Annotated in this window: 27 protein-coding genes; 11 read left to right on the forward strand and 16 right to left on the reverse strand. The window is 63.0% G+C overall.

What is annotated here, in order from left to right; genetic code table 11:
* Nucleotides 1-254 precede the first annotated feature (254 nt).
* From rpsN to rpmB, 3 genes are read right to left on the reverse strand one after another with little or no spacing between them, the layout of a single operon-like run.
* Nucleotides 255-560 carry a 30S ribosomal protein S14 gene (gene rpsN, locus OOZ51_RS10255; protein ID WP_265979378.1) on the reverse strand — a complete coding sequence of 102 codons (306 nt, stop codon included), beginning with the start codon at nucleotides 558-560 and terminating at the stop codon, nucleotides 255-257.
* A 4-nt stretch (nucleotides 561-564) separates the two neighbouring features.
* Nucleotides 565-732 carry a 50S ribosomal protein L33 gene (gene rpmG, locus OOZ51_RS10260; protein ID WP_003798558.1) on the reverse strand — a complete coding sequence of 56 codons (168 nt, stop codon included), beginning with the start codon at nucleotides 730-732 and terminating at the stop codon, nucleotides 565-567.
* Entirely contained in the window at nucleotides 732-968 is a 237-nt protein-coding gene (rpmB, locus tag OOZ51_RS10265) for a 50S ribosomal protein L28 (protein WP_011693744.1), read from the reverse strand. The genes rpmG and rpmB overlap by 1 nt, the downstream gene beginning before the upstream one ends.
* 440 nt (nucleotides 969-1408) lie before the next feature.
* Here rpmB and OOZ51_RS10270 point away from each other — a divergent pair, with 440 nt between their 5' ends.
* The 3 genes from OOZ51_RS10270 (at nucleotide 1409) to OOZ51_RS10280 (ending at nucleotide 4309) form a co-directional block, all read left to right on the forward strand.
* Nucleotides 1409-2905, forward strand: a complete 1497-nt coding sequence (locus OOZ51_RS10270; protein WP_265979387.1) for a ferredoxin reductase family protein — start codon at nucleotides 1409-1411, stop codon at nucleotides 2903-2905.
* Complete coding sequence (locus OOZ51_RS10275) at nucleotides 2902-3477, forward strand: FMN-binding protein (RefSeq protein ID WP_265979388.1); 576 nt, start codon at nucleotides 2902-2904, stop codon at nucleotides 3475-3477. Before OOZ51_RS10270 ends, OOZ51_RS10275 begins: the two co-directional genes overlap by 4 nt.
* 61 nt (nucleotides 3478-3538) lie before the next feature.
* Complete coding sequence (locus OOZ51_RS10280; protein ID WP_265979389.1) at nucleotides 3539-4309, forward strand: FAD:protein FMN transferase; 771 nt, start codon at nucleotides 3539-3541, stop codon at nucleotides 4307-4309.
* On the opposite strand, the gene OOZ51_RS10285 is transcribed toward OOZ51_RS10280, so the two are convergent.
* On the reverse strand, nucleotides 4306-5067 hold the full coding sequence (locus OOZ51_RS10285; protein ID WP_265979390.1) for an SGNH/GDSL hydrolase family protein: 762 nt from the start codon (nucleotides 5065-5067) through the stop codon (nucleotides 4306-4308). The two genes, OOZ51_RS10280 and OOZ51_RS10285, sit on opposite strands and share 4 nt — an antisense overlap.
* Nucleotides 5068-5148: 81 nt before the next feature.
* On the reverse strand, nucleotides 5149-5628 hold the full coding sequence (locus OOZ51_RS10290; protein ID WP_265979391.1) for a MarR family winged helix-turn-helix transcriptional regulator: 480 nt from the start codon (nucleotides 5626-5628) through the stop codon (nucleotides 5149-5151).
* A 129-nt stretch (nucleotides 5629-5757) separates the two neighbouring features.
* On the opposite strand from OOZ51_RS10290, the gene OOZ51_RS10295 reads away from it, so the two are divergent.
* The gene (locus OOZ51_RS10295) at nucleotides 5758-6390 is read left to right on the forward strand and encodes an NADPH-dependent F420 reductase (protein WP_265979392.1); all 633 of its coding nucleotides are present in this window, start codon (nucleotides 5758-5760) and stop codon (nucleotides 6388-6390) included.
* 60 nt (nucleotides 6391-6450) lie between these two features.
* The gene (locus OOZ51_RS10300; RefSeq protein WP_265979393.1) at nucleotides 6451-6735 is read left to right on the forward strand and encodes a YciI family protein; all 285 of its coding nucleotides are present in this window, start codon (nucleotides 6451-6453) and stop codon (nucleotides 6733-6735) included.
* 129 nt (nucleotides 6736-6864) lie between these two features.
* Here OOZ51_RS10300 and OOZ51_RS10305 read toward each other — a convergent pair whose 3' ends face one another.
* The 5 genes from OOZ51_RS10305 to OOZ51_RS10325 all read right to left on the reverse strand — a co-directional run bounded on the left by OOZ51_RS10305 (nucleotide 6865) and on the right by OOZ51_RS10325 (nucleotide 14526).
* Nucleotides 6865-7677: an SGNH/GDSL hydrolase family protein gene (locus OOZ51_RS10305; protein WP_265979395.1), complete on the reverse strand. Its 813-nt coding sequence runs from the start codon at nucleotides 7675-7677 to the stop codon at nucleotides 6865-6867.
* Nucleotides 7674-8582 carry an SGNH/GDSL hydrolase family protein gene (locus OOZ51_RS10310; protein WP_265979397.1) on the reverse strand — a complete coding sequence of 303 codons (909 nt, stop codon included), beginning with the start codon at nucleotides 8580-8582 and terminating at the stop codon, nucleotides 7674-7676. Before OOZ51_RS10310 ends, OOZ51_RS10305 begins: the two co-directional genes overlap by 4 nt.
* A gap of 163 nt (nucleotides 8583-8745) precedes the next feature.
* Nucleotides 8746-12198 carry an ATP-binding protein gene (locus tag OOZ51_RS10315; protein ID WP_265979399.1) on the reverse strand — a complete coding sequence of 1151 codons (3453 nt, stop codon included), beginning with the start codon at nucleotides 12196-12198 and terminating at the stop codon, nucleotides 8746-8748.
* Nucleotides 12195-13076, reverse strand: coding sequence for a DUF4194 domain-containing protein (locus OOZ51_RS10320; RefSeq protein ID WP_265979401.1), 882 nt, complete (start codon nucleotides 13074-13076; stop codon nucleotides 12195-12197). Before OOZ51_RS10320 ends, OOZ51_RS10315 begins: the two co-directional genes overlap by 4 nt.
* Nucleotides 13069-14526: a DUF3375 family protein gene (locus OOZ51_RS10325; protein WP_265979403.1), complete on the reverse strand. Its 1458-nt coding sequence runs from the start codon at nucleotides 14524-14526 to the stop codon at nucleotides 13069-13071. The genes OOZ51_RS10320 and OOZ51_RS10325 overlap by 8 nt, the downstream gene beginning before the upstream one ends.
* Before the next feature lie 246 nt (nucleotides 14527-14772).
* On the opposite strand from OOZ51_RS10325, the gene OOZ51_RS10330 reads away from it, so the two are divergent.
* Both OOZ51_RS10330 and OOZ51_RS10335 read left to right on the forward strand, forming a co-directional pair.
* Nucleotides 14773-15075, forward strand: coding sequence for a hypothetical protein (locus OOZ51_RS10330; protein WP_265979405.1), 303 nt, complete (start codon nucleotides 14773-14775; stop codon nucleotides 15073-15075).
* A gap of 64 nt (nucleotides 15076-15139) precedes the next feature.
* Complete coding sequence (locus OOZ51_RS10335) at nucleotides 15140-17092, forward strand: acyl-CoA dehydrogenase family protein (protein ID WP_265979407.1); 1953 nt, start codon at nucleotides 15140-15142, stop codon at nucleotides 17090-17092.
* A 33-nt stretch (nucleotides 17093-17125) separates the two neighbouring features.
* Here OOZ51_RS10335 and OOZ51_RS10340 read toward each other — a convergent pair whose 3' ends face one another.
* Nucleotides 17126-17530, reverse strand: coding sequence for a YchJ family protein (locus tag OOZ51_RS10340; RefSeq protein WP_265979408.1), 405 nt, complete (start codon nucleotides 17528-17530; stop codon nucleotides 17126-17128).
* A 193-nt stretch (nucleotides 17531-17723) separates the two neighbouring features.
* On the opposite strand from OOZ51_RS10340, the gene OOZ51_RS10345 reads away from it, so the two are divergent.
* On the forward strand, nucleotides 17724-18443 hold the full coding sequence (locus OOZ51_RS10345) for a hypothetical protein (protein WP_265979409.1): 720 nt from the start codon (nucleotides 17724-17726) through the stop codon (nucleotides 18441-18443).
* Between the two features lie 99 nt (nucleotides 18444-18542).
* On the opposite strand, the gene OOZ51_RS10350 is transcribed toward OOZ51_RS10345, so the two are convergent.
* The gene (locus tag OOZ51_RS10350) at nucleotides 18543-19034 is read right to left on the reverse strand and encodes a flavin reductase family protein (RefSeq protein WP_265979410.1); all 492 of its coding nucleotides are present in this window, start codon (nucleotides 19032-19034) and stop codon (nucleotides 18543-18545) included.
* A gap of 243 nt (nucleotides 19035-19277) precedes the next feature.
* Here OOZ51_RS10350 and OOZ51_RS10355 point away from each other — a divergent pair, with 243 nt between their 5' ends.
* Nucleotides 19278-20312, forward strand: coding sequence for an aldo/keto reductase (locus OOZ51_RS10355; protein ID WP_265979411.1), 1035 nt, complete (start codon nucleotides 19278-19280; stop codon nucleotides 20310-20312).
* Here the strand turns inward: OOZ51_RS10355 and OOZ51_RS10360 are convergent, their stop codons facing one another.
* The 4 genes from OOZ51_RS10360 to OOZ51_RS10375 are packed head-to-tail and all read right to left on the reverse strand — an operon-like array spanning nucleotide 20313 to nucleotide 23713.
* Entirely contained in the window at nucleotides 20313-21077 is a 765-nt protein-coding gene (locus OOZ51_RS10360) for an IclR family transcriptional regulator (protein WP_265979412.1), read from the reverse strand.
* Between the two features lie 41 nt (nucleotides 21078-21118).
* Nucleotides 21119-21544 carry an RbsD/FucU domain-containing protein gene (locus tag OOZ51_RS10365; protein ID WP_265979413.1) on the reverse strand — a complete coding sequence of 142 codons (426 nt, stop codon included), beginning with the start codon at nucleotides 21542-21544 and terminating at the stop codon, nucleotides 21119-21121.
* Nucleotides 21541-22302, reverse strand: coding sequence for an SDR family NAD(P)-dependent oxidoreductase (locus OOZ51_RS10370; protein WP_265979414.1), 762 nt, complete (start codon nucleotides 22300-22302; stop codon nucleotides 21541-21543). Before OOZ51_RS10370 ends, OOZ51_RS10365 begins: the two co-directional genes overlap by 4 nt.
* Nucleotides 22303-22342: 40 nt before the next feature.
* Nucleotides 22343-23713, reverse strand: a complete 1371-nt coding sequence (locus OOZ51_RS10375; protein ID WP_265979415.1) for an MFS transporter — start codon at nucleotides 23711-23713, stop codon at nucleotides 22343-22345.
* A 205-nt stretch (nucleotides 23714-23918) separates the two neighbouring features.
* Here OOZ51_RS10375 and OOZ51_RS10380 point away from each other — a divergent pair, with 205 nt between their 5' ends.
* Nucleotides 23919-24299: an RNA-binding S4 domain-containing protein gene (locus tag OOZ51_RS10380; RefSeq protein WP_265979416.1), complete on the forward strand. Its 381-nt coding sequence runs from the start codon at nucleotides 23919-23921 to the stop codon at nucleotides 24297-24299.
* A 155-nt stretch (nucleotides 24300-24454) separates the two neighbouring features.
* On the forward strand, nucleotides 24455-25072 hold the full coding sequence (locus tag OOZ51_RS10385; protein WP_265979417.1) for a uracil-DNA glycosylase family protein: 618 nt from the start codon (nucleotides 24455-24457) through the stop codon (nucleotides 25070-25072).
* Nucleotides 25073-25114 lie beyond the last annotated feature (42 nt).

Consider the following 25114-nt stretch of genomic DNA (forward strand, 5'->3'; position numbering starts at 1 on the left):
GGAGTCTGTCGCAATTTTTCCGCATCAGCGGCGGCGACTCGAATTACTTTACACACCCCCAAGACCACAGGCAAATCCACGCCCAGAGGATCAAGAACCGCGGCAATCCGCGGTAAAACGGGCAGTTACGCCCAAAAAGAAGCCGTCGGCGTCGTGATCCGGCGCTGTGTGCTGCACCACTTAAACCGAAGCAACAGTTAAACGCAAGAAGGGCCAGCAACCAAACGGTTGCCGGCCCCTCTAGTGCTTCTGGATTACCAGGAAGACTTGGTGATGCCCGGAAGCTCACCACGGTGAGCCATGTCGCGGAAGCGAACACGGGAGATACCGAACTTCTGGAAGGTACCGCGCGGGCGGCCGTCGATGATGTCGCGGTTACGCAGACGGATCGGGGAGGCGTTGCGGGGCAGCTTCTGCAGGCCGAGGCGAGCAGCTTCGCGGGCTTCGTCGGTTGAGTTGGGATCAACCAGAGCCTTCTTCAGCTCGAGGCGCTTTGCAGCGTAGCGCTCAACGATGATTTTACGCTGTTCGTTCTTAGCGATCATTGACTTCTTAGCCATGTGTTTAGCGCTCCTCTCGGAATTCGACGTGCTGGCGGATTTTGGGGTCGTACTTCTTCAGGACCAGACGGTCCGGGTCGTTACGACGGTTCTTGCGAGTCACGTAGGTGTAGCCCGTGCCCGCAGTCGACTTGAGCTTGATGATCGGACGTACGTCCTTGTCCTTTGCCATTAGAGCTTCACTCCTCGTGCCAGGATTGCGGCGACGACTACGTCGATGCCACGTACGTCGATGGTCTTGATGCCACGTGCAGAGACCTGCAGGGTGACATTACGGCGCAGGGACGGAACCCAGTAGCGCTTCTTCTGGATGTTGGGGTCGAACCGACGCTTGTTGCGGCGGTGCGAGTGCGAAATGCTGTGTCCAAAGCCCGGCTCGGCTCCGGTCACCTGGCAGTGTGCTGCCATGACGACTCTCCTAAAAAATAATCTGAAACGGCCAGCAGAGTTCCTGCTTCCCGTGCGACAGGCGACGTCCGCAACCAGTCCACACCGTTTTCGGTAGTTCCCGCAGGCTGGACCGGTTGACTGGAATCAGCCAATGGTCACCGTTGCGGCGAAGGTAGTGGCTCCCGGACAACAGGCCGGGATACTGGGCGAATACTGGAATGCACGCAACTTGAGCCCCTAACTACCGGCCCGCGGATGTCCCGTTGTTGCCAACAGTCACCGCCAACCGGAGCAATTGCGCACGCTCCGCGCCACCTAGCGCCTAATAAGTCTAGGGTCTAGGGCAAATTAAGGCCAATCGGGTGTATAAGAGTCCCCCACAATACGGCCACTTAAATCATAAGTAGCGGCCAGTCCCTTCACAGGAGAACGAAAGGTTGAGAGTTCAATCTTGAGTCATGAAGTCACAACTCCTCGCCTCTCCAGGCCAACGTGTGGGAACACCCAAGGGTCAGCCTCCGGCACCCACGCGGCGCAATCCCGCCGCGGAAAGGTTTGCCGCGCAGCATCGCCGGCGCATGTTCCGAACGGACATGCTCACGGTAGCGCTGTGGGCTTCCCTCGCGGCAGCGCTGGCTTTGTGGCTAGCCGACGGCGGGGTGTCATCCATCGGCAATGTCACCCAAGCGGTTACCGCCGTCGGGATCCTGGCAGGGCTTGCCGGCATGGATCTGGTCTTCCTCATGCTTCTGCTCGCGGCGCGATTGCCTTTTGTGGACGGCGCAGTCGGGCATGACAGGGCGCTGGAATTTCATCGGAAACTCGGTAAACCGGCCCTCTATCTCCTCTTGGCACACGGACTTCTTCTGGCGATCGGCTACGGGATGGCCGAGGGTTTGGACCCCGTCAGTGAGGCCATTGCGCTCTGGGTCCTGGTACCCGATATGTGGCTGGCGTTCGTATCCATGGCACTGTTCATTGCCGTTGTTGTCACCTCGCTTGTGGCTGTACGGCGCCGCTTTCCCTATGAATTTTGGTATTTCGTTCATCTGCTCACGTATTTGGCAGTAGCAACCGCATTGCCGCACCAATTCAGTGTGGGCGGCCTGTTCGCTGAAGGCACTTGGCAACGCTGGTACTGGCTGCTCCTGTGCATCGCCACGGGTTCGGCGTTGACTTGGTTCCGCGTCGCCCAGCCCGTGATGGCCACATTCCGGCACCAGCTGACCGTGCGCCGCGTGGTGCGTCTTGCGCCGGGCGTCTTCAGCGTCGCAATGAGCGGTCTGCGATTGAACGAATTGTCGGGTAGCGGCGGCCGGTTCTTCGTATGGCGCTTCTTGGCTCCCGGCATGTGGTGGCAGGCACACCCGTTCAGTTTGTCGGCGGAACCGCAGGTCGCGCCGCCGCACACCGGGCCGTCGTCGGGCTTCATGCCGCGGCAAGGAAGCTTGCGTATCACCGTCCGGAACCTGGGCGCGGGTTCGGCCCGCTTGGCCTCGCTCAGGCCGGGAACGAAAGTGGCCATCGAAGGTCCTTATGGGGTCTTCAGTACGGCAGCCCGAAGCCGGGAACGCGTGGTGATGATCGGGGCAGGAATCGGGATCACGCCTCTCCGGGCGCTTCTGGAGTCCACTCCATTTTCTCCGGGCCAAGCGACGGTCCTGCTGCGGGGCAGCAGTGTGGATGAGCTATTCCTCGGCGACGAGATCCTGGAGTTGTGCAGAAAGCGCGGTGCCACGCTCTTCCACCTCACCGGCCCGCGGTCCGAGAATCCTCAGATCACGTGGTTGCCGGCCTCGGCAGGTGCCACCAGGCTGCGGGACTACGTGCCGGACATCGCCGACGCCGATGTCTACATCTGCGGCCCGTCCGCTTGGGCCCGCAACGTCTTGGCAGACGCGAAAAGCGCCGGTGTGCGGGAGGAACAACTCCACTACGAAAGGTTCGACTGGTGAGGCTCAGGGCAGGAATATCAGCAGCGCTGGCGTCGGCGGCGATCCTCCTGGTCGGTTGGCAGGCAGGTTCACACGTGTCGGACTCCAACGCCTCGGCGGTCACGACGTCCGCCACGGGCGCGACGGGCACCACCGGCGGGACCGGCAGCACCGGCAGCACGGGCTCGACGACGAACGGAACCACCGGGAGCGGCGCTTCCGGATCAACCTCTGGAACCGCAGCCGGCTCTAGTTCCAGCTCCGGTTCCGGCTCAGGCACCGGCACGAGCGCCAAGGCAGGCGCTGCGGCCAAGGCAGGCGGCACCTACGCGGGAACCTCGGTGCAAACCCGTTTTGGAACAGTACAGGTCCAGATAACGGTCAAGGCCGGCGTGATCACGGATGTCACCGCCCTGCATCTGACCGACAATGAGCAACGGTCCGTCCAGATCAGCAGCAGGGCGGCGCCCCTGCTCCGATCCGAGGTCCTCAGTGCGCAGTCGGCGAACGTCCAGACCATCGGCGGGGCCACCGTGACCAGCGATGCGTACTTGACGTCGCTCCAGGCAGCTCTCGATGCAGCCCACCTCTAAGCCCAGTGGGCCTCATCAGGGCAAAAATGAGCCGCGACTTCGTTCCCGCACGTTCACGAGCATGGGCACTGTGGTGAGCCTGGCCGTCCCCGCTGGTCCGGCGACCTCTCCCCAAGCTGCGGTGGACGAGCTCGAGGTGGCCATCGCCGTCGTCGAGCAGTTGTTCAACGGGCTGGATCAGACGTTTAGTCTCTACCGTCCCGACTCGGAGGCGAGCGCGATGGCCCGGGGCGAGTTGGCCCTGCCGGACGCCTCAGCGGACATGCGCCGGCTGTATGTCGAGGCCTCGGAGTGGCGCAGGCTCACCGAAAGTGCGTTCACAGCGGAACGGCCCGACGGCGTCGTGGACTTGGCCGGGATTGTCAAGGCACATGCGATACGGGAAGCCGGAACGTCGCTGCTGGCACTGGGCCTGAAGGACTGGTGCCTCAATGCGGGTGGGGATGTGCTGGTGGACGGTTCGCCGACACCGGGCAGCCTGCGGCCGTGGCTGGCGGGGATTGTCGACCCGGCGGATCGGACGACACTCCTGACCGCGTTTCCGCTTGTCAGCATCAAGCGAGCGCTGGCAACCTCCGGAACCAGCGAACGCGGCCACCACATTTGGTCAGCAGGCCTTCAAACTGAACGCGCCAAGGAGTTCCGCCAAGTTTCTGTCGCAGCGGCCGACATCATCACGGCCGATGTCCTGGCCACCGCCATCATGGCCGGGGGCGCCCGAACCCTCGCGCTGGCCACCGACCGCTGGGACGTGGACGTGCTCGCCGTGAAGAACGACGGCGGACTGCTCGCCACGCCGGGATTCAGGAAACTTGCTGCCCAGAACAGCTAGGGCCGGGTGAGTTGCGGATACTTCGGGCTCAGGCCGTCGCCCGACGATTTGCCCGTAACGCGGCGGACGACCCACGGGGCAGCGTGTTCACGGGCCCACCGCGCGTTGGCACGCAAAGCTTCCACCCGGGCAAGCTGGGGTTGAGGGACAGGTGGGGGCACCTCCAAGGAGCCCTCGTGTTCCAGCACTGCCAGGACGCGGTTTGCCATGTTGATGTGGCCAGCAGTGGACATATGCATTCGGTCCTGCGCCCACATGTGCCAGTCGTGGTATTCGCTGAAGCGCCAGTAGTCCACCAGCAGCGCACCATGGTTTTCGGCGATTTCGCGCAGCAGTTCGTTGTAGATCGCGGTGCGTCCGCGCATGGTGCCGAAAACCTTGGAACTGCGGGCGTCGAAACCGGTAAAGAGAAGCAACGTGGCGCCGGTGGCGCTTAGCTTCTCGATGCCGGCTTCGTAATCGGCCATGAGCCTGTCGATGTCCACTTTGGGGCGGAAGATGTCGTTCGCCCCGGCGTACAGGGTCACCAGCGTCGGTTGAAGCGCGACGGCGGCGTCCATCTGCTCCGCCATGACTTGCCGGAGCTTCTTGCCCCGGATGGCCAGGTTGGCGTAGCCGAAGTTGTCGTTGCTTTGGGCCAGCTGATGGGCAACGAGGTCCGCCCATCCCCTGACTCCGTTGGGGCGTGAGGGGTCGGCGTCGCCAAGCCCTTCGGTGAACGAGTCTCCCAACGCCACATACCGGGCAGAAAAATCCATGGCGCCAGTCTTTCATTACTGCGGGGCGGCCGTCACCCAGCGGCCGTCACCCAGCGTTCGCGCAGCTCAGCGTTCGCGCAGCTAGCGTTCGCGCAGGATCCAGTGATCGTCGTCCAGTCGCGCCACGATCTTCTCGCCGATCCGCGCCAGGTCCGCGACGTCGTCGTCGGTCATGGCATCCAACATCAACGAGCGGACGGCATCCACATGCCCCGGAGCGAGGGACTCAATGGTGTCCATGCCGGCGTCCGTCAGGTGCGCCACAGTGACGCGGGCATCGCCCGGGTGCGCCTCGCGCTCCACCCAGCCGCGTCTCTGCAGCTTGGTGACGACGTGCGACAGCCTGGACAGCGACGCGCTGGTGCGGGCCGCGAGCTCACTCATCGGGAGGAACCGCCCGTCCGCTTCAGACAGCATGGCGAGCACGTTGTAGTCGAACAGCGACAATTTGCCGGCCGCTTGCAGCTGGGTGTCCAAGGCCGCGGGCAGCAGGGTGTTGATACTCAGGAGGGCCAGCCAGGCACGGCGTTCGTCGGCATTGAGCCAGCGCGGTTCGGTCATGGATTCATCTTAGAAGGAAATTAATACTTGACACTTCAACTTAAGGTCATTATGATTTTAGTTGAAGCTTCAAGTAAGTGAATGCGGACCAATCCGCAGGACCATGAGCATCCAAGCAAAGGAACAACAATGGCTGACATCACCATCATCGGCACTGGCAACATGGCGTCCGGAATTGCGGCCCGCGCCGCCACCGCAGGCAAGAGCGTCCAGATCCTCGGCCGCGACGCAGGCTCCGCTGCTGCGCTGGCCGCATCGGTCAACGGAACCTCCGGCACCACGGGATCACCCGTGGAAGGCAGCATCGTGGTACTGGCCACTCCGTTCGAGGCCTCCAAGGCAGTGCTTTCTTCCTATGGCTCCGCGCTCAACGGGAAGACGATCGTGGACATCTCCAACCCCGTGAACTTCGAAACCTTCGATTCCCTCACCGTCCCCGCCGGAACCTCGGCCGCCGAAGAACTCCAGACCTTGGTCCCGGGCGCATCCGTGGTCAAGGCGTTCAACACCGTCTTCGCAGCCACGCTCGCGGAGGGCGAAGTGAACGGCCAAACCCTTGACGTGCTGGTGGCGGGCGACGACGCAGAGGCGACAGCCGCCGTCGTCGACTTCGTCAAAGGTGCCGGGCTGCGCCCGGTGAACGTCGGGCCGCTGCGCCGCTCGCGTGAGCTCGAAGCCTTCCAACTGCTCGTCATGACCCTGCAGATCAGCGAAGCCCACCCCGACTACAACTGGAACTCCGCGGTCAAGCTCCTGCCGTAGGGCGTTGCGGGTTCGGAGGGCGGCCCCTTTTGGCCGCCCTCCGCGTTGTAGGCTGGCGGCATGTTCGTCGTTTCACTGACATACAAGGTTCCCGACGAGATCGTCGACTTCCACCGCCCCGCACATATGGATTGGGTCAAAGAAGCGTTCGACGCCGGCACCTTCCTTGCGTCCGGACGCCGCGTTCCGGCGATCGGCGGTGTGCTGTTGTCCAACGTTGACCGTGCGACGCTGGACACTTCCTTGGCGACGGATCCGTTCTACGTCAATGGGGTGGCCGACTTCGAGATCATCGAATTCACGGTGACCACGGCGTCCACAGGGTACGAAAACCTGCTGGACTAGCCTGGCTGCGATTCTGGGGCGTCACGCAGAGCACATTTTTGGCGCCGCGCCTCGGCGAGAACCCCGGAAATTCGCTGCTTCGACGCCCGCCCATCCCCAAAAAGATGTCAGGCGTGACGCTGCCGCACCTCAAAGCCGGACTGGTTGAGGGAACATCCCCAGGCGCTCCGGCAAGACCACCGGCATGAGTGCGGGCCAGCGGGCACTGAGGTGATCCCCGCTCGAAACTCCCCTGAAACGGCGCGAGAGCCACGGTGCCACATCGCGCCTGAGCCAGGCGGCGTCGTCGGCCACGATCTCGGCACGGCTCCGCGGCTGCAGCGCCCCGAGCACCGGTGAGCCGAGCGAATGGGTGGCACCCAAAACTTCCAAGACCTTCTTCGCCATGTATTCGTGTCCGATTCCGGACATGTGCAGCCGGTCCGGAGCCCACATGCGGCGGTCCTGGTACTTTTCGAAGCACCAATGGTCCACCAGAAGCGTTCCGTAGGCCGCGGAAATGCGCCGGATGTGCTTGTTGAAAACGGCTGTGCGCAGCTTGAGCGGCTCCAACACCGGCGAGAGCGGCACGTTGTACTCAGTGAAAAGCAGGATTTTGGCCCCGCTCTCCGCGATCCTGGCAACGGCGTCCTCGAATCCGCCGATCAGGTCGCGCATGTCCAGCCGTGCACCGAGGAGATCGTTGCCGCCGGCGTGGAAACTGACCAGCGTGGGAGCCATGCGAAGCGCCGGCTTGAGTTGTTTCTCCACGATCTGTTTGAGCCGCAGCCCGCGGAGGGCCAAGTTGGCGTACTGCGTCTGCGGCTGGTGCCTGGCCAGTTCCTCGGCGACGCGATCGGCCCAGCCGCGGCAATCGTTCGGAAGGCGAAGGTCGGTATCGCCGACCCCTTCCGTGAAGGAATCCCCGACGGCGACGAATCGCAGCGGCATATGCGTGGTCATAGTCCTGTCCCCCCGTTGTCTTGAGCGGCGCCTTGTGCGTTGTCTGGCGCCTTGCTTCCGGTCGCGGCGGCGGCCGAGCCCGCCCCGGCGGCTTGGCGTTCCGCGAGTTTCCGCAGCCCCGCCTTCCGCGGAACCTTCACCAACTCCGGCCAACGTGGGCTCAGCATGTCCCCGAGTGTGACGCCGCGGAGCTTCCGGCCGAACAGCGGCAGGACCCACTCGTTTACCCAGCGGCGCTGACGACGTTCCCAATCTCGCAGTTTGAGGCGCTGCGGCGGTTCCCAATCCTTGGGAGAGAACTTATGCGGCACGCGGAGGTGATCCAGGACCTGCGCCGCCATGTATTTGTGTCCCGCTTTGGACATGTGGAGGCGGTCCGAGGCCCACATTCGGCGGTCGTGGTAGGCGTCAAGGCACCAATAGTCCACCAGCACGGCCCCGTACTTGGCCGCCAATTCGCGGACGCGTTCGTTGTAGAGTTCGTTCCGCTTCTTGAAGGGTTCCAGCACGGCCGAGACCTTGACGTCGTACCCCGTGAACAGGACCAAAGTGGCTCCCGTCGCTGCGAGGCGAGCCACGAGTTTTTCGTATTCGGCCATGAGTTGGTCCATATCCGTGCCGAAGTCCAGGATGTCGTTGCCGCCGGCATAGAGCGTGATGAGCGTGGGCTCCATGGCCAGGGCCCGGTCCAACTGTTCCTCAACGATATGGCGGAGGCGCTTGCTCCGGACGGCAAGGTTGGCGTACTCCCAGCCAGGTTCAGCCTTGGCCAGTTTCTCGGCCACGCGGTCGGCCCAGCCCCGGACGCCGTTCGGGAGCGTCTTGTTCCGGTCCCCCACGCCCTCGGTGAAGGAATCGCCCAAGGCAACAAACCGCCGTCGTCCGGCCTGGTCAGCATGAAGCACGTTCCCAGCCACCACGCCAGCGTAACCCCGCCCGGTTGCCCGCCGGCAAAGCCCAGGTTAATTCGACGCTCGCTCACCTATGGGGCCGTTTGGCCGAACGCTCGCTCACCTGATGTGATCGAGCGTCCGCCGAAAACACGACAAAAGTGAGCGAGCGTCGGAGTTAGCGGAGCACGATGTCCACGGGGTTGGCCTCGGAACGCCATGCACCCGGAACCCCCGGGCCGCCGATCACGGGAGCCGTGAGCACGCCGGAGCGGTTGGTCCGTTTGTCGCGCAGGATTTCGGTGACTGAGCCAAGGTGCCGGGAAAGGTCGATCACGTTCTCGGGCGCGGCCAGCAACAACTGGAAGCCGAACTCGTGCAGCGCCTTGATTCCCGCACCGGCGAATTCCTCCGAGGCCAGAACGAACGCCTCGTCCATCATCACCGTGCCGTAGGTCGTGAACCCCTGCTCGGCGATGCCCAGTTGGTAGCTCAGCGCCGCGGCCATGATGAACGCCGTGAATCGCTGCCGCTCGCCACCGGACATCGAGCCGGTGTCCGCGTGCATGTACACATCGGTCTTCTTGCCGCCCCGCGGGCCCTGGACGGACCGGTGCTCCTTGCACTGGATGAAAAGATGCCCACGGACATCCAGCACCTCGGCCCGCCAACGCCGGTCCTCCGGAGTTTGAGATCCGAGACGCTTGACGAGCGTTTCGAGCGACTTGTAGCGGTTGGTGAGTTCGACGTCGTCGTCCGCCTCGGGCGAGGCTGCGGCACCCGCCGCACGGGAGGGCCGCGTGTGACGCGTCTTCAACGCGTTGTGGATGGCGTCCTTGAACTGCTTCGCGGTGGCGGGCAGCGTCTGCTTGATGTCGAGTTCCAGGAAGCTTCCCTCATGGAAATTGACCTCGGACAGGATGCCGTTGAGGGGCAGGATGCGGCTGGTGATGGCGCGGCGTTCCTCGTCGAGCAGGTGCAGCAGCGTGCTGAACGATTCGTGCGTGCGCTGGTTGAAGAACTGCCGGAATTCGGCTTCCTGCGCGGGCAAGCCTTCGCTGACGATCTGGTGATAGCGGGACTCGAACTCCCCCGCTGCGCCGATGGAGGTGCCGTGGTCCGCGGAAATCGCGGTGCCCCATTCGCGCACGAAGCCTTCGAACATGCGCGTCAGCCGCTCGGCCAACGCCTGCCCGCGGGACTCTGCGGCGTGCAGCTCTGCCAAGAGCTTGCTCCGGACTTCCGCAGCCAGGGTGTCGAGTTCGTGGAGCTCGCTCACCTCGGCGAATGCGCTGAAGTACGGTTCGAGGGAAGTAACGGTAGTGCCCGACGGCGGCGCCTGGTCGAGGCGGTTGCGTGCGGCATCCAGGAGGGCATCAGCCGTGGTCATCTGATGGTCGAGGGTCTTGTATTCGCTCTGCAAAACCGCCGCCGACCCTGTGGAGGACTGGTGCTTTTCGCGCACGACCTCGATGTTTGCACGCAGGGGTTCCAAGTCGGCCTGCGCTGCCAGGGCATCTTTGAGCCGCTGTTCGATCTTCGCGAGCTCCTCGGCGGCCACCGCTGCCGAGACTTGTTCCCAACCACGCTCGTCGTCGGCAATGCGGCGCAGCGCCTCGAGTTGGCGCGTCATGCCTTGGTGGGAATCCTCACGGCTTTGGGCGAGTTCGGCGGCCTTCGCAAGCTCGTTTTCGAGCTCGCCGACTTTCGCAGCCAGGAGTTCCAGCTTGGAAGCATTGTCGAAACCAAGAACGTAGTCCTGCCGGCTCGTAAAGCGGTCGTCCTTCTCCACGGTGTGCCTGTTGCGCTTGACCACACCGCCCAGGCTCAGGCCTTTGTCCAGCTTTGCGAGTTCGTCCGGGTCTTCCACACATGGGTATGCGAAATCGAGGGCGATCCGCTCGCGGATCCACTCTCCGGCTTCGGCATTAGCCCCCAAGGTGAGGAGGTTCAGCTTCGTCAGCAAGTCGGCGTCGGACACGTCCTCCACAGCCAAAGCGCCGCCCGCGAGGGGTTTGGAGACGTCCACTGCGCGCAGCGCGCCGCGGACGGTGTTGTCGTTGAGGTAGCGCGTGACGGCGGCGAAATGCTCCCCCGGAACCAGCAGCGTCGTTGCGAGGTTCCGCAAGGCACGCTCGGCTGCGGGCCGCCACAGTTCCTCCCCCTCCGTGAGGTCGATCAGCTCGCCGCCGAACGGCATGCGGTCCTCGGGAACGCCGGTGGCTGCGGCGATCGCGGCGCGGTTTTCAATGCTCGACGGCGGCAGCAGGGACTTGCGCGTCTTCAGAGAGACGAGTTCCTGCTGGGCTGCCGCGAGTTCACGCTTCTTGGTGGCGTGGCCGTCGAAGGCCTCGAAGCGTAGCTCTTTCAACGCTTCGGAATCGTCTTTGAGTTCGGCGGAACGGCTCGCGGCTTGCTCGTGGGCCCGCTCCCAGCCCGCAGCCGTCCACTCAAGGTTCAGCCCGGCGTCGGCCAATGCCTGACGGGCCGCTTCCTCCACTTGCTGGCGGAGCTTGAGGCCCACCCGCGCATTTTCCAGCGACTGCTCGATCGCCGAAATCGCGTTGCCGCCCTGGTTGTTGTAATCCGATTCGAGCTGGCGCAGCTCCTTGGCCAGGGAGTCCCTGACGCCCCGCTCGGCGCTGAGTTCCTTGGCCTTCGCCTGGGCGAGGTCTTTGAAACGGGCCAAAGTCTTGGCGTGGACCGTGACGGAAAGTTGCTGCTTGTAGGCGTCGAATTCCTCGCCGCTGAGTTCCCGGAGCCGGTTGGCCTCCAGTAACGACTGGGCATACTCCTTGTTCATTCCGGGCACGGGAGCGAGCTGATCGCGCTGCTGGCGAACGTCCTCCAGCCGCTGCCTAATGGACATGAGGTTGCTGAATTCCTCGACGACGTCGTCCGCGGCAGTCAGCGTCGCGGGTGCGTCGAGCACCTGGTCGCGGAAGAACGTGTTGACGCTTCCGCCGAGCCCCTTGCCCGCCTGGATGACCCGGAGAAGGGGAAGGGCCTGGTCCGAGTTGATACCCAGAAGTCGGCGGAAACGCTCCGCAAAGGCCTTGTGCACATCGAAGATCTGGGCATCCGGAAAGATGGTCTCCAGCGCGCCTTTTGTGAAACGCTTCTCGGCGATGCCCTCGATCGCGCCTAGGTCCAGGGGCTTGTTGTCAATCACGTAGAACCGGCCGACGCTGGATTCCGTGCCGTTCTTGGGCAGGTCAAACAGGGCCGAGATGGTGATCTTGGTACCGGCTGCGTTGTCGAACGTCAGTGCGACGGCGGACCACGTGGCACCAGGGCGCTGAAAGGCACTCGCTGAGCCCTCGCCCACGGCCTTGTCGCCCACCTTTCCACGCATGTACGTGAACGTGGTCCTCTTGTCCTCCACAGCCCCGCCAGCCCGCTGCGCGGCAGCCTCGTTTGAGCGCGGCCGCGCATCGAAAACGCGGAGCATGGCATCGAACAACGTCGACTTCCCGACGCCCGAATTGCCCGTGAGCAGCGTGCCGTTGCGGTCCACGTGCATAGTGTGGGCGCCATGGAACGTGCCCCAGTTGACCACCTGGACCAAGGCAAGGCGCATCTGGCCCGGGTTGGTGAGTTCGCCGATCGGAAGCATGGTTGCAATGGTCACTTGGCTGCCTCCTTCTCAAGCGAAGCCCCGCCGGAGCTGTGGTCACCTGTCGCGACGTCGTCATCGGGGACCTCGGGTGACTCGCCGTCGTCGTCCGTTTCTGTTAGTTCGATCAGGGGTTCGGTGCCTGATTCGTCGGCTGCTACGGCAATCAGCCCTTCGATCTGGGCCGGGATGTCGCCGATATTTTCGAAGGGGAGGGCTAGCGGGAGGGCCTTGGAGATCGCGAAGGTGTCTTCGATGCCCGTCGCCAGGAGGAGTTGGCGGGCTAGGAGCTTCGTGACGGTGCGGTTGACGACGTCGGTGTCGCGGAGGGCGTCTTGTTGGCCGGATGGCTGGTAATGGGCCACGAGTTCGGCAATCTCTTCGCGGGTGATGACGGGATCGGTCTGGGCCGTGGCGTGGCGGTCCAGGAGGAGCCTCAGTCGCAGCAGCACGATGGTCTCGACACGGCTCAACGCGCGTTGTTGGCGAAGGATGCTCGAACGGGCGCTGCCGCCGATGGCTTCCGGATCAACGGGCCGGAGCACCGCGATCTTCCGTTCGTGGTCAAGCTGCAGGTTCAGGAAGAGCTCCGAGAGCCTGCTTCGGAGAATCACTTGGTTGTCCAGGAGGGTGGTCCAGAGCTTTTCGTCGCGGCCGCCGTCGATATACGGCCCCTTGAGCAGCCGCACGAGGGCCTGACGGACCTTCATGGGCAGCACGCCGGTATCGCCCGGGAACAGCGCCGCGCCGTCAACAAACGTGTCGCGAGGAGTGACGCGGAAAGGATCCGAGCGGACATGTCCATCCTGCGAAGGTCCGGACTGGACATGCTGCGTTATGTCCACTCCTTGCTCCGGAGAGGGGGCATGCTCGGTGGGGTGGGCGTCAGTCATCGGAATCCTTTGTCAGGGTCACGAGGGGCAGGTACGCGGTGCGCGTGCTGCCGTCGATTTGTTCGAAGTCGATGTCTTCCCACGCAGCCCGGTCAAACGACGCACCGCTGTGCAGCGCTTCGGACAGGAGGGCCCGGACTGTGTTGATGTGCCGTTCTTCCTCCGGGAGGTTGGTCCAAGCCTCCGCCAGCGTGGCGGCGCCTGCCATGGCGGCGCGGACGACGGCGGGCCTCGCCTTCGCGGAGCGCAGCGACCTGACGCGGTCCGAATCGCTGAAGGCAATGGGATCGGCGAGCTTGGGAGGCGCCGCGAACTCATCCGGATCGAAGAGCTTGACCATGGCGACTGATTCGAATCCCGCATTGAACAGCACCGGTCCGCGGACCAGGCTGGGACGGTCGCGTTCGTAGGGCATGGAGCGGATCGCTTGCTCGGCCTCGCGCAAGACCTGCCTGAGCCGGACCGACTGACGGATGTCATCGCTTTGGATGTAGTTGTTCAGGCTCTCCGAAAGCCGGCCGTAGATGCGCTGGATCTGGCTGTGCTGCGCACGAAGTTCCGCCACGAGGTTCTTGAGGGTTTCCCGGTCCTCATGGCTGAGGTCGTCGGCAAACTGACGGCTCAACACGTCACCGATCGCCGAACGGAAGCGCAACTGTTGCTGCGGATCCTCAAGGAACGCAGTGAAGGAGCGGAAGGTGCGGCCTTCGGGACTCTGCCGCAAGCGTTTGTCAGCCTCCAGGACCTGCGCCATGGTGGCGCCCTTGCTGAGGGATTCCTCGATGATCTGGTTGCGGAGCTCACCGACCAGTTCCTCGATGCGGTCGCGCATTTTTTTGTAGTCCGCGGGCAGGCTTGCCGCCAGGTCCAGGATGTTCCCTGCAGCTTCGACGGCTTCTTCGTCATCCAGGAGACCATCAAAGTCGCCGGAACTAATGTCTTCGATCAGCTGCTGACGCTCTTGAATCTCCTCCGAGAGGGACTCCAGGCGGGCGCTTTGGTCCGGATTGGTCTCGTTGGCGAGCTTTTCGACGTCGCCCAACAGCGTTCCGAGCCGCGAACCGTTGAGGGTGGAGCGTTCGCTGGAGAGACTATCGAGGAAAGCAAGGACGCGTGCGGCAGGCTCGGTGATTTCGTAGACGATCTGGCCGGACTGGCTGCGACGGGTCAGGAACTGCTTGCGGGTCCATTCGTCGGCAAACGCCTTGCCGCTCGCCTGCCCTCCCAGCCCGGGATCCTGCCTCCGGAGCTGCTCGAGGAAGGCGTCGACGTCGGCGTGGAACTCTTCAAGCGGAAGCTGCGGTCTTGTGCGGGTGAAGGACGCTTGGAGTACCGCGATGACCCACGGGGCCGAGCGTGTGAGAGCCCATGCGGGGCCCTTGGTGAGAAGCTCGAGGTCCCTGAGCCGTGCGCTAATGGCATCGGCTGAGGACATTGCTGAGCGGGACACTTACTCTCCTTCAGCTGCCGCGGAACCTGTTGGCAGCGGAAATCCCGAAAACTGCCCCGTACAAGGTTAACGCAGGGTGCGTCGCAACCCTTCCGTGATCTACCTAGCGGTAGGGTTTCGATCGCGTATCAACACGCATGGCGGCCGGTGTTGTTGCTAGCTGAACTGCCGATGTCGCCCCTAGTGTCGTCTCCAACGACTTCGACATTCCGACGTCGGCTTTGGCAGCGTTGCGGAGGGGACCCAATGCAGTTCGACCTTACGACTATGGACACCAGCACCTACGTTTTCGGCGGCACACTGGTCCTAGGCCTGGTTCTGGCGGCCTTCATCGTGGTAGCCGCCATGGCCACTCTCGCGTTGGTCGGGGCGGCGAGCCTGGCTTGGTTAACCGTGAAGAACGTGCTGGGCGGCCTGGTCCACGGCATCAATTTCGCGTGGGATCAGCTGGTCCACCAGGCCGGCAAGGTCGAGCTGCCAGTGGAATTCCCATCGCAACCCTCCCCTAGCACAGGTACCTACCCGCGGGTAGCATTGAGGGACAGCTGAAGGGTCCCCCACCCGAGGCGGATCCTGGGCTCGAACCGGCACAACCGGCAAGAGGAGCCTTCCTATGACCTCCGCCACTGACAACAAGAGCACCGACGTCACAGCGGCAGAAGCCCGCGCCGTCGCCGAGGCCGCCCGCGAAACCGAATGGAACCGCCCAAGTTTTGCCAAAGGGCTGTATCTGGGCGATTTCGATCTTGGGCTGATCCACCCTTGGCCACAAGCAAGAGCCGAAGACGTAGAGCGCGGCGAAGAGTTCATGGCGAAGTTGACGGAGTTCTGCGGCACCATGTCCGGCCGCATGATCGAGCGCGATGCCAAGATCCCGGACGAATACCTCGCTGGCCTCACCGAGCTGGGCGTATTCGGCATGAAGATTCCGCGCGAGTACGGCGGCTTGGGCCTGTCGCTGGTCTACTACGGAAGAGCCTTGGCTCTCCTGGGATCAGTCCATCCGAGCCTCGGCGCGCTGCTTTCGGCCCACCAATCCATCGGCGTCCCGGAGCCGGTCAAGGTCTTCGGCACGCCCGAACAAAAGCAGGAGTACCTGCCGCGTTGCGCCGCCGGCGCCATCACGGCTTTCCTGCTGACAGAGCCCGACGTCGGCAGCGACCCCGCCCGGATGGGCTGCACTGCAGTGCCAAGCGACGACGGCGAGTCCTACCTTTTGGACGGCGTGAAACTTTGGACCACCAACGGCGTCATTGCCGAGCTGGTGGTGGTCATGGCGGTTGTTCCGGCCCGCACGGGCCCCGACGGCACGGTCGTGAAGGGCGGCATCACAGCGTTCGTGGTGGAAATGGACTCCCCCGGCATCACTGTCGAGAACCGCAATTCCTTCATGGGCCTGCGCGGCATCGAGAACGGCGTGACCCGCTTCCACCAAGTTCGGGTACCGGCAGCCAACAGGCTAGGCCGGGAGGGCCAAGGGCTCAAGATCGCGCTCACGACCCTCAACACGGGCCGTCTCTCCATCCCCGGACTATGCGTGGCCGCGGGCAAGTGGTCGCTGAAGATCGCCCGCGAATGGTCCAACGCCCGCACCCAATGGGGACGTCCGGTCGGAAAACATGAGGCCGTCGGCAAGAAGATCGCCTTTATCGCCGCCACCACTTTTGCCCTCGAAGCCGTCTTTGAGCTCTCCGCCGAAATGGCCGACGCCGGGCAGAAGGATGTGCGGATCGAGGCCGCCCTGGCCAAGCTTTGGTCCACTGAGCTGAGCTACACGGTGGCTGACGAGCTGGTGCAGATCCGTGGTGGCCGTGGCTTTGAGACGGCTGATTCCCTTGAAGCCCGGGGGGAACGCGCGGTGGCTGCTGAGCAACTGCTGCGGGACATGCGCATCAACCGGATCTTTGAAGGCTCGTCCGAGATCATGCGCCTGCTCATCGCCCGCGAAGCCGTCGACGCCCACCTTTCGGCAGCGGGCGAGCTCGCTTCCGCGGACGCGACCCTGCAGGAGAAGGCGCGTGCCGCCGTCGGCGCCTCAGGTTTTTACGCAAAGTGGCTTCCCAAGCTCGTGGCCGGAGCCGGAATGGACCCCCGTTCCTATGGTGAGTTTGGGCGCTTGGCGAAGCAATTGCGGTATGTGGAACGGGCTTCCCGAAGGCTCGCCCGGCAGACGTTCTACGGGATGGGCCGCTGGCAGGCGAGGCTCGAGTACAAGCAAGCCTTCCTCGGCAGGATTGTGGATATCGGAGCAGAGTTGTTTGCCATGGCGGCGTGCTGCTCACGGGCCGAAATGCTGCTGCAGACCTCACCTGAACAAGGCGCGGCGGCCTACGAACTTGCCGAGGCCTTTTGCGAGCAAGCCCGGATACGCGTGGACGGGTACTTCGAGCAGTTGTGGCGGAACACCGACGATGTCGATCACGAGTTGTCATCGAACGTCTTGGCGGGCGACTACGCCTGGCTCGAGGCCGGAATCTTGGATCAGTCCGAAGGTACAGGCCCATGGATCGCCGATGCCTCCCCTGGAGCGTCATCGAAGGAGAGCCTGCACCGGAAGTACCGCTGAGGCTCGCTGCTGATCGAGGCAGCCCGGAAAGAGCTAGCCGACGTCGCCGTCGAGGTAGTACCAGCGGCGGTCAATCCGCACGAAGCGGCTGTTTTCGCGCTGGACCCCGCGTTCGCCGTCGGAACGGTAGTGCGCCGCGAACTCGACCGATCCTTCAAGGTCCAAGGGACCGCCGTGGCGCGTTGCCAGGATGTCCAGCCGCCGCCACTCAATATCCGGGTCCAAGTCCAGTGCCGCCGGGCGCGTGTCCGGGTGCCACGTGCGCAGAAGGTAGTCCCTGTCAAGGACCACGAAGGCCGAGTAGCGGGCACGCATGAGCTGCGCAGCCGTGGGCGCGTCGGCCTCCCCGCGATGGAAACGTCCGCAACACCCGGCGTACTGCTCCCCGGACAGGCAAGGGCAGGTGCCGTGGCGGAGTCGAGCGGAATCGAGTGGCATTGACGCCCTATCTGGACTGAATGGTGAGAGCTAGGCAACAAATTTTGTCACACCAGATAACAGCTTCGATACAACCTAGGCGAGGCGGAGTTTGACGGATGATTCATCCAGATTTCGCCCGTAGGCTAGGAGACATGCCCGCGGACCGAACGGTTGCGGCATCCACCTCACAACTCTGGCTCGGGGAGGCTACGTGGAGGATCCAACAACACTGGCCCTCAATCTGACCTTTTTCGGCACGCTCGGACTCGCCTCGATCATGTTCCTTGCTTTGGGCTTCTTGATGGTTGTCACCTTGGTGCTGGCCGGCGTCGTGAAGTTGCTCTCGATCATCCTTCTCGCCATGGTGGGGATCTTTCCGAAGCGCGATACGGTCCGGGTTGTGCACCTGCCGCCGAGGCCTCGGCGCGTCCCAGCCCTGGCGGAGTCTGGGGAATCGACGACGGCGGAAGCCAACTCCCTGGGGACGGGTGCGGTTGCCCCCGAGAAACCGCGCCCTGGAGTCCTCAGGACCACCAAGTTGCTGTGGTCCGCGGGATGGACTGCTTTCCGGACCTTCCCTTGGAAGTCGCTCGTGAATCCACGGACGTGGCCCAAGCCCGCGCAGGTCAAGGCCGGAATCGCAACTGCTGCCGCGGCCGTGGCCACAACCCAGGCCAAGGAACATCCCTTCGTGGTTGCGGTAAAGCCGGATCCGCCGGTCCTGAACAGTCAATGGGCGGCCGCCGTTGCCGAGGCTGACGCCCGGGCCGCGGCTCGGGAGGCTGAACACGCACAAGACGCGCCTGCCCAAGAGGCAACGCCTCACGAGAATGCCACGCCGGTCCGCGAACGCCAAGAAGACCCGCATGGAGGCAAGCCGGTCTCATCCGGACGAGTGACAGCCTCCGCAGGCGCCCGCCCCCGAGCGTAGAGTCCCAAGCGCCCGGCTGACCCAACTGACTCGCATTTGTTGTCGTTTTGGTGGCTCATAATGACACCTACTGCGAGTCAGTTGGGGCTGCGTCCAGTCTCAGGCGACCAGTTGCCTGAAGCCGGCCCCGTGGTAGATGAGGGGCTCGGCGTCGTGGTTGATCTCCACGGACTTCACCTCAAGGACGACGATCGTGTGGTCCCCGGCAGGGGTCTCGGAGACCACCTCGCATTCAAGCAGCAGTGCCGCGCCGTCGATCAGCACCGCACCGGCGTCGCTCGTGGACGTCGCAAGGCCCGCGAAACGGTCCTGGGTCCGGGAGGAAAGCTGCAGGCACGCGGCTTCCTGGCCCTGGGCCAGGACGGAAACGCCCAGCCGCGGGGCTCGACGGAGCTTGGGCCACGTAGTGGAGGAGTTCTGCACCGCGAACATGACCAGCGGTGGTTCCAGCGAGACACCCACAGTGAAGCTGGATGCCACCAGGGCCTCCGGCACGAAACCGACCATGGCACTGAACGCTGCCACGCCTGAGGGAAATTGGGCAAACGCCTGCTTGATCGAAGCGGCTCCATCCACCGTAGCCTGGGTCATGGCGGTTCCTTTCTCTGTAGTTTCGTGCCTGCCTTTCTACTAATTCACTCGACGCCGAGAACGGCAATATTTGTGTATTCGCATGTCGATTCAAGTCAATTCATAATTCGTCACTCGCTGTTTCATTACCTCGCAATACGAAAAGCGAAGAATTTGTACGCTTTTCGAGTGCCTCGGGCGCGACATGTGTAGCGTCGTGCCAATCCATTGCACAGCCTTGATTCTTCACGGAGGAAGCCGGAGATGAGCCTCAGCGAGCTTCGAACCCTGGGACGCACAGGCGCCCTGATCAGCCCGCTTACATTGGGCACCCTTAACCTTGGGACAGGCTCGGCGCCCACGGGCGCCGAAGAAAGCCTCCGCATTGTCCGTGCGGCCCTCGACGCCGGTATTACCAGCATCGACACCGCGGACATCTATTCACAAGGCGATGCGGAGACCATTGTGGGCCGGGCTCTCCATGGCCGGCGGGATGACATTTTCCTTTCCACCAAGTTCCATGGACAAATGGGACCGAATCCCACGCACGCCGGGAATTCCAGGCGCTGGATCATGAAAGCGGTGGAGGGCAGCCTGAACCGCTTGCAAACGGACAGGATCGACCTCTACCAAGCGCATCGTCCGGACTACAACACGGACGTCCTGGAAACCATCACGGCACTCAACGACCTCATCCGGCAGGGCAAGATCCTCTACTACGGAACGTCGGTATTCACGCCGTCCCAGCTTGTGGAGGCACAGTGGATCGCCACAACGAACCACCTCATACCGCCGGTTGTGGATCAGGTTCCCTATTCCTTGCTGGTTCGCGCGAATGAACGCGACGTCTTCGCGATCACGCAGCAGTACAACCTCGGCGTGCTTAGTTATGGACCGCTCGACGGCGGCTGGCTCTCCGGGAACTACCGCGTAGGAGCTCCCCAGCCGGCCAGCTCCCGCGCTTCGGCGGTTCCCGGGCGCTTCGACATCGCGGCACCATTCAACAGAAATAAACTCCTGGCAGCAGATGCCTTGGCCCGCGTCGCCGGACGGTATGGACTCACCCTCATCCAGCTAGCTGTCGGCTTCGCGCTGAACCATCCCGCAGTCAGCAGCGTGGTTGTCGGTCCACGCACGGAGGACCACCTGACCGATTACCTCAAGGCCGCGGACGTTGTCCTCAACGAAGCAGTCCTGGATGCCATTGACGACATCGTGGCGCCCGGCACCAACTTCCTGGAGCGGGACGCGGGGACAGTCGTCCCGCACCTTGAATACGCGGAACTACGACGCCGGTAATCAGCCCTCCGCGGGCGCCCCCGGCTCGCGCCAGCCCAGTTCCTGGGAGATTGCGTGGGTGGTCTCAAGCAGCTGGGGCAACAACAGCTTGAGGGCATCCAAATCGGCACGTTCTTTGAAAGCAGTGATCGAGATAGCACCCGCAACCGCCCCGGTATGGCTGTGGACGGGGGCGGCAATGCAATTGGAGAAGGACTCATACTCTCCCCGGTCCGCAGCCCAGCCATTTTTCCGGACGTCCTCAAGTACTCGGAGGAATTCTTCCCTGGACGTGATGGTTGTGGCGGTGAACTGCTCGAATGAGGCGTGATCCAATATCTGGTCTCTTTGGCGGGCTTGCAGGAACGCAAGGATGGCTTTGCTGACTCCGGCCGTGTGCACCACCACCGATCCGCCAATCTTGGTGTTGAGGGTGATGGAGTCCGGCGGTTCAATTTTGTCCACGTAGACAAGGTGGGCTGCTTCAGGAACCGCAAACTGGACGGTATGTCCCACCCGTTTGCTGAGTTGCAGGATATGAGGGTGAACCAGGGAACGCAGGTCAAACTGTTCGAGGGCGGACTGGGCTAACCCAGCAAGTCGGAATCCCACACCGAAGCGCCCGGAATCGTCCTTGCGGAGAAACCCGGCTCCAATCAGGGTATTGACCAGCCTCATCGCCGTAGTCCGGTGGACTCCCAACGAATCCGCAATGTCCTTGATTTCACGAGGCTGGTCACTGCAGTACTCAAGAATGTCTATGGCCCGCCCTACTGTCTGGGACACGTCATGGCACCTTTCTGTTCGGGCGGGCCGATAGAAGCTCGTCAGGTCTGGGGAAGCACTCCCAGGGTCAGAAGCACATTAGCGAATCGCCGTGAATCGCCCGTGACGATGCACAGCGCAAGATCAGCGGACCTTGCAAGATCATAAAACCGGAAGCGATCGACGAATTCATCCTTCGTGCCCTCGGGCATCAGTGTATCTATTTCACTGTGCACCAAGCATGGCCTAGCGTCCTCGGACGGAAGGATGCGTGTCAGCTTCTCGACCGTAACCATCTGCAGAACCACGTCGAGTACCTGGGGAACGGTTGGAGTGCCCGCCTGCAGGTTGAGGAAGATCGTGGATGCGTTTGGCCCCACGGCCGTCGCCGCGGAATAGTGCCCGTCCGAAATCAGGACAGTGGCCCCGTGTCCGGCAGCCGCCAGCGCGGAGATGATCTGCGGATGGGTAAGTTTGCCCTGGATCACGCGAAGTACTGCCCGCCGTTGATGTCTACAACAGTTCCCGTGACAAAGCGCGAATGTTCAGAAGCCAACCACAAGGCAGCCCCCGCGACATCTTCCGGAACTCCAGCCCTCCCCAAAGGGATGGTTGCAACGGTGGCGGCCTTTGATTCGGATGTGGTGAACGTATCGTGAAACGGCGTTGCCTCGATGAAGCCCGGCGCAAGAGCGTTGACTGTTATCCCGGATTCCGCCACTTCCTTGGCAAGTCCCCGAGTGAAGCCGAAAATGGCAGCCTTTGAGGTGGCATAGGCGGTTGCTCCGGCATGCCCACCGTTCCGCCCCGCAAGGGAGGCCACGTTGATGATCCGGCCATTGCGGTGAAGGTGGGGCAAGACTGCACGGGTCATGAGGAATGTCGCGTCCAGGTTGACACCCATCACCTGCCGCCAGAGGCTGTACTCCATGTCCAGGATGGATGATCGCTGGACGAGGCCTCCGACGTTGTTGACCAAGATGTCCAGCCCGCCAAAGTCATTGGCGATCTCCTCGACAGCTTCGCCAACGAGCTCCTCGCTGGTGGCGTCTACCTGAAGTGCTTTCAGTGGTTTACCAGAGCCGCTCTCCACCCGCCGGGCGAAGGCAGCATCGGGCTGGTGACTATTGTAGGTTATGGCCACTCTTGCCCCTGCCTCGGCGAGCGCCAGGGCCACACCCTGCCCTATGCCTGTCCCGCCTCCAGTCACAAGCGCTGTTTTTCCTCGGAGTGTAGATTCATGCACGGTACAGGGTCCTTTCTTTCGACTCTCCAGTCGTGGAGGGTCAGTTGGTTTCGGCTCGTTCTGCGGCCGCGACTGAACTCGGCACTGTGGTGCCTTCGGGTCGGTTGCGGGCATACAGGTAGGTGGCCAAGGCGGTGATGACAAGGCAAACCGAGAGGAAGAGCAGCCCGGCGAGGTTGCTGTGGGTGGCGTCATTGAGCAATCCGACTGCGAACGGAGCTACAAACCCTCCAACGTTGCCGATGGAATTGACCAAAGCCAGCCCGGCTGCTGCCGCGGCGCCCCCCAAGGCGGCCGACGGCATTGACAGGAGTGGGGCCGTAGCCGAAAAGACTCCCATGGCGGCGATTGTAAGGAAAGCGAGGGCTGCCACTGCGTTGACCGGTAAAAGGAACGCCGCCCCTGCGAGACCAGCGGCCGCAATCAGCATGCTGATGCTGGCGTGCGCGGCGCGTTTTCCGGTCCGGTCAGACCTGCGGCTCCAGTAATAAAGGAATGCGGCGGCCGCTCCGTAGGGAATGACCACGATGAAGCCAACCTGGACAGGACTAAGTTTGCCTAGGCCGGAGACCACAGTGGGAAGCCACAAACCAAAGCCGTAAATGCCGCACACCATACCGAAGTTGAGGAAGGCGTAGACAAGTGCTCTGCGATCCTTGAGCCCGCCCAGAAAGGTGTGCGGACCGGACTTCTGCTTGTCGGCGAGTTCCCGGGCCATCGTGTTGCTCAGCCAGTCCCGCTCCTCGGCCAACAGCCAATGAGCTTGTTCAGGCCTGTCCGTCAGCAACCGCGGAGCAAGAATCCCAAGCACGACGGCGGGGATGCCCTCAACAATGTAGAGCCACTGCCATCCATGAAGGCCCGCGACCCCGTCAAGGTTCAGCAGGAGGCCCGAAACCGGAGCGCCAATGGCGTTGGAGATCGGCTGAGCCAATACGAATAGCCCAAGGACTGTGACGCGCTGGGCGGCAGGGAACCACAGAGTGAGGTAGAAGACGACCGCGGGGAAGAACCCCGCCTCGGCTGCTCCGAGTAGGAAGCGGATGACGTTGAACGTCGCTTCACCATTCACAAGTGCCATCGCTGCGGCGCAAACGCCCCAGCTGATAAGGATGCGGGCAATCCATTTCCTCGCTCCGAAGCGGTACATTCCTCCATTGCTCGGAATCTCAAACAGGGCGTAGCCAATGAAGAAGATGCCGGCACCGAGCCCGTACGCGGATGCGCTCAACCCGATGTCCTCACTCATGGTGAGTTTGGCGAAACCGACATTGTTCCGATCCAGGAAGGCAATGAAGTACAGCAAGCAGATGACGGGAATGACCTTGCGTCGAACTTTCGCGAGAGTCCGGTCCCCCAGCTCACCGAACGACGGCCGTGTCGCAATTTGGGCAGGTAAGACACTTTTCATCAAGGCTCCTTTGACTCAATCAACGTAATGTTGCAGGCCCGATCAGTGAGCGGGCGATCGCTTCTTTGCTTCGAGCAATCCTTGCACATGCTGTGCAACATGTGCACCACTATATTCTCGGGTGCATTTCTTTCGTCGTCAAGGGTTTCGTGGAACGGAGCCGACGACGGGTCAGGCCGCGCGCCGACTATACTCGTTCGCAATCATGACTAGCCTTCCATCTTCCCCGAGCAACGTGCGCATTGACGCCTGGCTCTGGGCTATCCGCGCCTACAAGACCCGTTCCGCGGCCACAACCGCCTGCCGGGCAGGGCACGTGCGAATCAACGGGAACCCGGTCAAGGCCTCGCAATCAGTGATTGTCGGCGACACCATCCGGGTTCGCCAGTCCGGCTTCGAGCGCATCCTTGAGGTCCGCCGGCTCATTGCCAAAAGGGTGGGTGCCGAAGCAGCGTCCCACTGCTTCACTGACCACACCCCGGAGCGTCCCGCGGCGCCGGCCCTCGGACTTCCCCAGCGCGACCGCGGCGCAGGGCGGCCCACCAAGAAGGACCGGCGCGATATGCAGAAGCTGAAGGGACAGTAGCCCCGCCCAACGGGGCGGTTCAGGTGCCCGCTGTGCGGTCCGGCGTCGTGCGGTTTGGCACCTCGGCTCAGCAGGAGCGTGAGCGACGCGCAAAGCGACCGCGTAAAGTGGCAAGAGACGCCGATTCTGGACGCCGCGCTGCCGAAGGAGAGAACGTGACCATTGACTGGGACGAAAAAAGGGCCTTGCTACAGGAGCCCAATATTGCTGCCGTGACGCAGCTGTGCGACGAACTGATGGCCAAAAGGCCAGGTTCCTCCGTGCCTTACATCGATCCTGTGCATGACGAAGATGAGTGCCGGATTGTCACCCTCCATACGAGCCCGGGCAAAGGCACCGCCTCGGGATTCGTTTCGCACCTCAACGACGACGATGCCGCCCGCCGTGCTCAGCTGATCTATGACTCGGCAGAATTGGACGTGCGTTATGTCATGCCGTGGAACTCCTACCCGTGGGTCCGCGACCCCGACCTGCCGCCAGCACTGAGCGCGCAGGAGAAGACCGACGGACTCCGCCCGTTCCGCCAGTTCCTCAAGATCAACAAGAGGGTCTCCGCGATCGTCGCGCATGGCGCAGAGGCTGCGGCATTCCTGGCCCTCTACGAGAAGACCTACCATTCGCCGCTCCGGCAGCACGGAATCAAGGTCTACAAGGCAAGCGCGCTTGGCGGACGGGCGTTTGCCCTGTCCGAGACGAAGCAGCAGGAACTCCTGGCCAAGAACATCGAGATCTACCGGGACGCCATGCAGCGCGCGGGGATCCAGCACCTATAGAGGCGGGGCGGAGAAGGCACCTACGTGCGCGATCGAAGCCGA

Source organism: Arthrobacter rhizophilus (assembly GCF_026241105.1).
In the GTDB taxonomy this organism is placed as follows: domain Bacteria; phylum Actinomycetota; class Actinomycetes; order Actinomycetales; family Micrococcaceae; genus Arthrobacter.

What these genes read in the sequence shown, in the direction of transcription:
- rpsN (WP_265979378.1), bottom strand. Translation starts at nt 560, where the DNA reads ATGGCTAAGAAGTCAATGATCGCTAAGAACGAACAGCGTAAAATCATC.
- rpmG (WP_003798558.1), bottom strand. Translation starts at nt 732, where the DNA reads ATGGCAAAGGACAAGGACGTACGTCCGATCATCAAGCTCAAGTCGACT.
- rpmB (WP_011693744.1), bottom strand. Translation starts at nt 968, where the DNA reads ATGGCAGCACACTGCCAGGTGACCGGAGCCGAGCCGGGCTTTGGACAC.
- OOZ51_RS10270 (WP_265979387.1), top strand. Translation starts at nt 1,409, where the DNA reads ATGAAGTCACAACTCCTCGCCTCTCCAGGCCAACGTGTGGGAACACCC.
- OOZ51_RS10280 (WP_265979389.1), top strand. Translation starts at nt 3,539, where the DNA reads ATGGGCACTGTGGTGAGCCTGGCCGTCCCCGCTGGTCCGGCGACCTCT.
- OOZ51_RS10285 (WP_265979390.1), bottom strand. Translation starts at nt 5,067, where the DNA reads ATGGATTTTTCTGCCCGGTATGTGGCGTTGGGAGACTCGTTCACCGAA.
- OOZ51_RS10290 (WP_265979391.1), bottom strand. Translation starts at nt 5,628, where the DNA reads ATGACCGAACCGCGCTGGCTCAATGCCGACGAACGCCGTGCCTGGCTG.
- OOZ51_RS10295 (WP_265979392.1), top strand. Translation starts at nt 5,758, where the DNA reads ATGGCTGACATCACCATCATCGGCACTGGCAACATGGCGTCCGGAATT.
- OOZ51_RS10300 (WP_265979393.1), top strand. Translation starts at nt 6,451, where the DNA reads ATGTTCGTCGTTTCACTGACATACAAGGTTCCCGACGAGATCGTCGAC.
- OOZ51_RS10305 (WP_265979395.1), bottom strand. Translation starts at nt 7,677, where the DNA reads ATGACCACGCATATGCCGCTGCGATTCGTCGCCGTCGGGGATTCCTTC.
- OOZ51_RS10320 (WP_265979401.1), bottom strand. Translation starts at nt 13,076, where the DNA reads ATGACTGACGCCCACCCCACCGAGCATGCCCCCTCTCCGGAGCAAGGA.
- OOZ51_RS10330 (WP_265979405.1), top strand. Translation starts at nt 14,773, where the DNA reads ATGCAGTTCGACCTTACGACTATGGACACCAGCACCTACGTTTTCGGC.
- OOZ51_RS10335 (WP_265979407.1), top strand. Translation starts at nt 15,140, where the DNA reads ATGACCTCCGCCACTGACAACAAGAGCACCGACGTCACAGCGGCAGAA.
- OOZ51_RS10340 (WP_265979408.1), bottom strand. Translation starts at nt 17,530, where the DNA reads ATGCCACTCGATTCCGCTCGACTCCGCCACGGCACCTGCCCTTGCCTG.
- OOZ51_RS10350 (WP_265979410.1), bottom strand. Translation starts at nt 19,034, where the DNA reads ATGACCCAGGCTACGGTGGATGGAGCCGCTTCGATCAAGCAGGCGTTT.
- OOZ51_RS10355 (WP_265979411.1), top strand. Translation starts at nt 19,278, where the DNA reads ATGAGCCTCAGCGAGCTTCGAACCCTGGGACGCACAGGCGCCCTGATC.
- OOZ51_RS10375 (WP_265979415.1), bottom strand. Translation starts at nt 23,713, where the DNA reads ATGAAAAGTGTCTTACCTGCCCAAATTGCGACACGGCCGTCGTTCGGT.
- OOZ51_RS10380 (WP_265979416.1), top strand. Translation starts at nt 23,919, where the DNA reads ATGACTAGCCTTCCATCTTCCCCGAGCAACGTGCGCATTGACGCCTGG.